Genomic DNA, 6,176 nt, shown 5'->3' on the forward strand with positions numbered 1-6,176 from the left:
CGCCGATTCCCGCGGTGCGGGCCTTTCGGGCGAAGGACATGACGGAACTCCTCGTACGGAGAGGCTGCGCGGCCCGCCCCCACCGGGCCGGTGGTCGGGAGACAACGCGTCTGCCCCATTGGGGCCGGTGGTGACGCGCGCCACCACGGTGGCTTGTCGCGCAGTTCCCCGCGCCCCTGAAAAACAGGCCCACCGCAAGCGCAGCGCGCTTCCTCGCGCCCCCACGGGGCTCGGCTTCTTCCGCAGCCATCAAGGCTGCCGCTTCTTGCGGGCGCTCAGGAAGAGGCCGAAGCCGACGCTGGCGATGAAGAAGACGCCGACGATGAGGAGGGTGGAGGCGGTGGAGGACTTCTTGGAGTCCTTCTTCTTGGCGGGGGTGGCCGGGGGCGTGGTGGGGGCGGGGCCGAGGTTGGTGAGCTGGCGGACGAGATCGGCGCCGCCCGCCGCACGGGGGTCGGCGCCCGTGGCGTGGGCGGCGAGGACGAGCTGGGAGAGCGCGGCGGGGTTGCCGCGCGACCACGCGGCGGAGTTCGCGGCCAGCCAGGTGTACGCGGACTTCGCCGAGGTGAGGTGCCCGCCCGCGGCGAGAGCGATGACGGCGTCGGCGGTGGTGCCGTAGTCCGCCGTCGGCTTGTCCGCGCCGGGGGTGACCGCCGTGAGGTGGTCACCGCCCGCGGTGAGCTGCGCCGTGAGGTAGGCCGCGCCCGCGTTCGCGACGTCGGCGGGCGTGGCGACCGCGGTGTCGTGCCCCGTGACGCACGCCGGCACCCTCGCGGCGATGTCCGCGGCGGGGGCGGCCACCACGAAGGTCGCGCCCTGCGCGCCGCGCACCGCGTCCGCGGTGGCCTTGGCGTTGACCGTCAGCTTGCCGTTCATCGGGTACCCGAAGGCGCCGCGGTCCGCGGGCTTCGCCGCGCACCCGAACTGGAAGGTCCGCAGCGCGTCGTACGGCGTCTTGCCGCCCTTCGCCGTCGCCGCCGGGTCCTTGCCCGCCGCCTTGAGCGCGCCGATCACCACACCGACGGAGTCCGGGTCGGAGGCGCCGCCGGGGTTGTACGACCAGCCGCCGTCCGCGTTCTGCACGGTGGCCAGCCACGCGACCGCCTTGGCGGTGGCCGCGTCGTGCCCGCCGAGCGCGGCCAGCGCCTGGACGGCGATGCCCGTCGCGTTGGTGTCCTCGTGCTTGGGGTCGCAGGCCACGGCGGTGTTCGCGCGGTACGAGGGGAAGCCGCCGTCGGCGCACTGCTGGCCGGTCAGCCAGCCGACCGCCGCCGCGGCCGGGTTCACGCCCGCCGTCTTCAGCGCCAGCAGCGCGTACGACTGGCGCCACACCCCGTCGTACGTCGGATCCCCGGCGCCGTACAGCCCGGACGGCGGCTTGGGCGCGGACGCGGACGCGGAGGGAGTCGCGGTGTCCGCCGTCGCCGCGGGCACGGACAGCGCGGACAGCGCGCTGACGGCGGCGGTGACGACCAGGACGGCGGCGCGGCGGCGCAGGGGCATGAGCGGTGTGGCCTTTCGGTGGGGCGAGGTGCGCTCCGCGCGGGGGTGGCCGACGGGCGCGGGCCCGTGCCGGGAGCTGCTGCGTCCGCCACCCTAACCTCCCCGGGTGCGCACCCTGCGCCCGCGTCGAACCAGGCACCGTAGTGCCCCGTAGGGGCGCGGGGAACTGCGCGGCCCGCCCCCACCGGGCCGGTGGTCGGGAGACAACGCGTCTGCCCCATTGGGGCCGGAGGTGACGCGCGCCACCGCGGTGGCTTGTCGCGCAGTTCCCCGCGCCCCTAACGGGGCACAGGTCCCCCGCAAGCGCAGCGCGCTTCCCCGCGCCCCTAACGGGGCACGTCCGGTGCCTGGTCCACCGCAAGCGCAGCCCGCGTCCCCGCGCCCCTGAAAAACAGGACCTCCGCAAGCGCAGCGCGAGCGCAGCTTCAGGTGGCCACGTACGTGACCGGGTCGGAGCCCGGCACCGCCTCGGCGCGGCCCAGCTTTGTGAGGCGGCGCAGGTGCGCCTCGGTCTCGGAGACGGCGATGGTGCGGGAGGAGGCGGGGATCTCGTGCCAGGCGCGGTTCCACGGCAGCGTCTCGGCGAGCTGCCAGGGAGTGCGGGGCCCGTCCACGAGGAGAGCACGCAGCTCGGTGAGGCGGCTCGCGTGGTGGTCGAGCAGCTGACGCACCCGGCGGGGCGCGTCAGCGAAGGCGTACTGGTGGGCGGGGAGCACCTGGGCGGGGGACAGCCGGGCGACGCGTTCGAGCGAGTCGAGGTAGTCGCCCAGCGGGTCGGTCTCGGTGAGGTCGTCCGGGTCCTCGTAGAGCCCGATGTGCGGGGAGATCTCCGGCAGGAGGTGGTCGCCGGAGAAGAGGCGGCGGCTCTCCTCCAGGTAGAGGCAGACATGGCCGGGCGTGTGGCCCGGGGTCCACACCGCGCGCAGCCGCCGCCCGGCCAGCGGCAGCAGCTCGCCGGGCACGATCTCCCGGTCGGGGAGCGCGGGCCGCAGCCCGGCGAGCACCCGGCCGCCCGCGGCCCGCAGCGGTGCCAGGTGCGACTCGGGGGCGCCCGCCGCGGAGAGCCGGGCGAGCAGGTACTCCACCCAGCGGTCCGGCTCGGCCTCCCGGGTGCGCCGCACCACCTCGGCGTCGGCGGCGTGCATCGCGATCCAGCAGCCGGACGCCTCCCGTACCCGGCCGGAGAGCCCGTGGTGGTCGGGGTGGTGGTGGGTGATCAGCACCCCGTGGACGTCGGCGACCGCGGTGCCCGCCTCGGCGAGGCCGCGTACGAGGGCGTCGTACGAACCCGGGTCGTCCCAGCCGGTGTCGACCAGCACCGGTCCGTCGTCGGTGTCGAGCAGGTGGACGAGGGTGTGGCCGAGCGGGTTGTCGGGGATGGGCACCGGGATGCTCCAGATCCCACCGCCGTGATCGGTGACGTGCGCCATCGGATCCCCTCTCCTCGGCGGGCCTTCGCCATTGCCCACTATAACGAGAACTGGTATCAGTTCTGACTGAGCGTCAGAAATGGTCGAGCCGCAGCGGAGGCGACAGCGATGACCGATCCCGAATTCGTCGAGCACGGAAAGCTGTTCATCGGCGGGGCGCTGGTCGACCCGCTCGGCACGGACACCATCGAGGTCGTCTCGCCGCACACCGAGCAGGTCTTCGGCCGGGTGCCGCACGCCTCGCGGGCGGATGTGGACGCGGCGGTCGCGGCCGCCCGGCGGGCGTTCGACGAGGGCCCCTGGCCGCGGATGACGCTGGAGGAGCGGACCGCGGTGGTGACCAGGATCAAGGACGCGATCCTGGTCAGGCACGAGGAGATCGCCCGGCTGGTCAGCTCCGAGAACGGCTCGCCGTACTCGTGGAGCGTGCTCGCCCAGGCGCTCGGCGCGATGATGGTCTGGGACGCGGCGATCACCGTCGCGCGCGACTTCACCTTCGAGGAGGCGCGGGCCGGGGTCCTCGGGCCGATCCTGGTCCGCCGCGAGCCGGTCGGCGTGGTCGCGGCCGTGGTGCCGTGGAACGTGCCGCAGTTCACCGCCGCCGCCAAGCTCGCGCCCGCGCTGCTGTCCGGCTGCACCACCGTGCTCAAGCCGTCGCCCGAGTCGCCGCTGGACGCGTATCTGCTGGCGGAGATCGCCCAGGAGGCGGGGCTGCCCGAGGGCGTGCTCAACATCGTGCCCGCCGACCGCGAGGTCTCCGAGTACCTGGTCGGGCACCCGGGCATCGACAAGGTCTCGTTCACCGGCTCCGTGGCGGCGGGCAAGCGCGTGATGGAGGTGGCCGCGCGCAACCTCACCCGCGTGACACTGGAGTTGGGCGGCAAGTCGGCCGCGGTGATCCTGCCGGACGCCGACCTGGACGCGGCCGTCGCCGGGATCGTGCCCAACGCGTGGATGAACAACGGCCAGGCGTGCGTGGCCCAGACCCGTATCCTCGCCCCCCGCGCCCGCTACGACGAGATCGCCGAACGGCTGGCCGCCGCCGCGTCCGCGCTGGTGGTCGGCGACCCGCTGGACCCCGCGACCGAGGTCGGCCCGCTGGTGGCGAAGCGGCAGCAGCAGCGCTCGCTGGACTACATCGCGATCGGCCAGGCCGAGGGCGCCAAGGTCATCGCGGGCGGCGGCCGTCCGGCCGGACTCGACACCGGCTGGTACGTGGAGCCGACGCTGTTCGGCGACGTGACGCCGGGCATGCGGATCGCCCGCGAGGAGATCTTCGGGCCGGTGATCTGCCTGCTGCCGTACGACGACGAGGCGGAGGCGGTACGGATCGCCAACGACTCCGACTACGGCCTGTCCGGCAGCGTGTGGACCGGCGACACCGCGCACGGCATCGACATCGCCCGCCAGGTGCGGACCGGCACCTACTCGGTCAACACCTTCAGCCTCGACATGCTCGGCCCCTTCGGCGGCTACAAGAACTCCGGCCTGGGGCGGGAGTTCGGGCCCGAGGGCTTCGGGGAGTTCCTGGAGCACAAGATGATCCACCTGCCGGCCGGCTGGACGGGAGCGGACGCCGCGGACGCGGCCGGGGACGCGGCGGAGGGCGGTCGGTGACCGCCGACCGCTGGCACGTCGACGTGGACCGCTCGGTCTGCATCGGCTCGGGGCTGTGCGCGGGCAGCGCGCCCGGGGCCTTCGTCCTCGACGGCGTGCCGCGGCAGTCCCGGCCGGTGGACCGGGACGCGGTCGCGGCGGAGTCCCTCCTCGCGGCGGCCGAGAGCTGCCCCGTGGAGGCCATCACGCTGACCGTGCACGGCAGCGGCGAGCCGGTCTTCCCGCCCGAGGAGTGATCCCCGAGCAGTGACCTGGGGGTGACCCCGAGGAGTTGACCCCGGGGCGCGGCCCCGGGGTCAACTCACTTTTATGGCACGCAGGAAGCGTGCCAGCGCCACCGGCGTGGTGATCAGCACAGTCGCGGGGTCGTCGCTCTCGCGGAGCAGGACCGCGCCCCCCTCTGTGGTCAGTTCGACGCACTCGCCTTGCTCCTGCGAGAACGTGGACTTCTGCCAAACGAGGGGCGCGGTCATCGGTGGGCCTTTCAGAGGTCTTGGGAGACGTCGTGAATGAAGTCCCGTGACCGGGACTCGTCCAGGGCAACCTCCGCCAGGGTGTCGTACAGGACGCGGTAGTTGGCCAGGTGCGGCGCCGCGTGCAGGAAGCTGATCCCGTGCGCGGAGTCGATCTGTACGGTGTCGAGCGGCTGTACGGCGCCGCTCGCGTAGAGCATCGCGTGGCCGGAGCCGATGTGGCCGTCGGCCGCGAACGGGATGACCCGCACGCTGATGTGCGGCAGGTGGCTCAGCTCCTGGATGTGCTCGAGCTGGGCGCGGGCCACCTTGCCGCCGCCGAACCGCATCCGCAGCGCGGCCTCGTGGATCAGCGCCTCGTACGGCGGCGCCGTCTCCCGGTAGAGCACACCGGAGCGCTCCATCCGCTGCGCCACCCGTGCCTCCAGCTCGTTGTCGGGCAGCGGCGGGATGGCGTAACCGAATACGGTCCGGGTGTAGTCCTCGGTCTGGAACACCCCCGGGATGTGGGTGATCTGGATGGTGCGCAACTGTGTGGCGTGGTGCTCCAGTTCGGCTATGTCGAGCAGCCCGGCGGGCACCACCCCGCGGTAGGTCTCCCACCAGCCCTTGCGGCCCTGGCTGTTGGCCATCGTCACGAGCGCGTCGATGAGCGCGGTGTCGCCGCACTCGTAGAACGCCGCCAGACGGCGTAAGCGCTCCTCGCTGACCCCGAGGCGTCCGGCCTCGATATGGCTGACTTTCGCCGGGTCGGTGCCGAGCAGCCGCGCGGTGTCGCGCGCGGTGATCCCCGCGGCTTCCCGCATCTTGCGTAGCTCCGCACCGAGGCGCTCCTGACGAGCGGTTGCGGTGCTTCTCAGCGGCATGGTGTCCCTTCGAGATGGTGGCTCCGAGTCTGCCGTTCCGCTCCTTCGCGGTCCAGATCGTTTCTGGAAATTTCGGAGACAAGGTTGCAGTGGGGCATTATTGCCCCATATCGGCTAGGGGTTTTGGCGCATGCGAACAGTCAACTCCCCTACAAAGCAAGCGTGTTGAGTGGGTACCGCAGTGGCCTGACCCTAGTGTCGCGTGAATGAAGTCCTTGGACGAAGAGTCGGAGTGCGGTTGAATGGCGTATGCCTGTTGCTGCGCCGTTGGTCGTGTCCGATGCGGA

The 6,176-nt window shown here is 72.7% G+C and carries 6 protein-coding genes; 2 read left to right on the forward strand and 4 right to left on the reverse strand.

From position 1 onward, the window contains the following. Positions 1-249 precede the first annotated feature (249 nt). Both AB0M29_RS44815 and AB0M29_RS44820 read right to left on the reverse strand, forming a co-directional pair. The gene (locus AB0M29_RS44815; protein ID WP_365393561.1) at positions 250-1,503 is read right to left on the reverse strand and encodes a prenyltransferase/squalene oxidase repeat-containing protein; all 1,254 of its coding nucleotides are present in this window, start codon (positions 1,501-1,503) and stop codon (positions 250-252) included. Between the two features lie 425 nt (positions 1,504-1,928). Then, entirely contained in the window at positions 1,929-2,933 is a 1,005-nt protein-coding gene (locus tag AB0M29_RS44820) for an MBL fold metallo-hydrolase (RefSeq protein ID WP_365393563.1), read from the reverse strand. A 108-nt stretch (positions 2,934-3,041) separates the two neighbouring features. On the opposite strand from AB0M29_RS44820, the gene AB0M29_RS44825 reads away from it, so the two are divergent. Beyond that, on the forward strand, positions 3,042-4,550 hold the full coding sequence (locus AB0M29_RS44825) for an aldehyde dehydrogenase (protein ID WP_365393565.1): 1,509 nt from the start codon (positions 3,042-3,044) through the stop codon (positions 4,548-4,550). Further along, positions 4,547-4,786, forward strand: coding sequence for a ferredoxin (locus AB0M29_RS44830; RefSeq protein ID WP_365393567.1), 240 nt, complete (start codon positions 4,547-4,549; stop codon positions 4,784-4,786). Before AB0M29_RS44825 ends, AB0M29_RS44830 begins: the two co-directional genes overlap by 4 nt. A 60-nt stretch (positions 4,787-4,846) precedes the next feature. Here AB0M29_RS44830 and AB0M29_RS44835 read toward each other — a convergent pair whose 3' ends face one another. Both AB0M29_RS44835 and AB0M29_RS44840 read right to left on the reverse strand, forming a co-directional pair. Continuing rightward, complete coding sequence (locus tag AB0M29_RS44835) at positions 4,847-5,023, reverse strand: DUF397 domain-containing protein (RefSeq protein ID WP_365393569.1); 177 nt, start codon at positions 5,021-5,023, stop codon at positions 4,847-4,849. Between the two features lie 11 nt (positions 5,024-5,034). Then, on the reverse strand, positions 5,035-5,889 hold the full coding sequence (locus AB0M29_RS44840) for a helix-turn-helix transcriptional regulator (RefSeq protein ID WP_365393571.1): 855 nt from the start codon (positions 5,887-5,889) through the stop codon (positions 5,035-5,037). Positions 5,890-6,176: the final 287 nt, after the last annotated feature.

The sequence above is a fragment of the Streptomyces sp. NPDC051976 genome (assembly GCF_040680795.1).
Classification (GTDB): Bacteria; Actinomycetota; Actinomycetes; order Streptomycetales; family Streptomycetaceae; genus Actinacidiphila.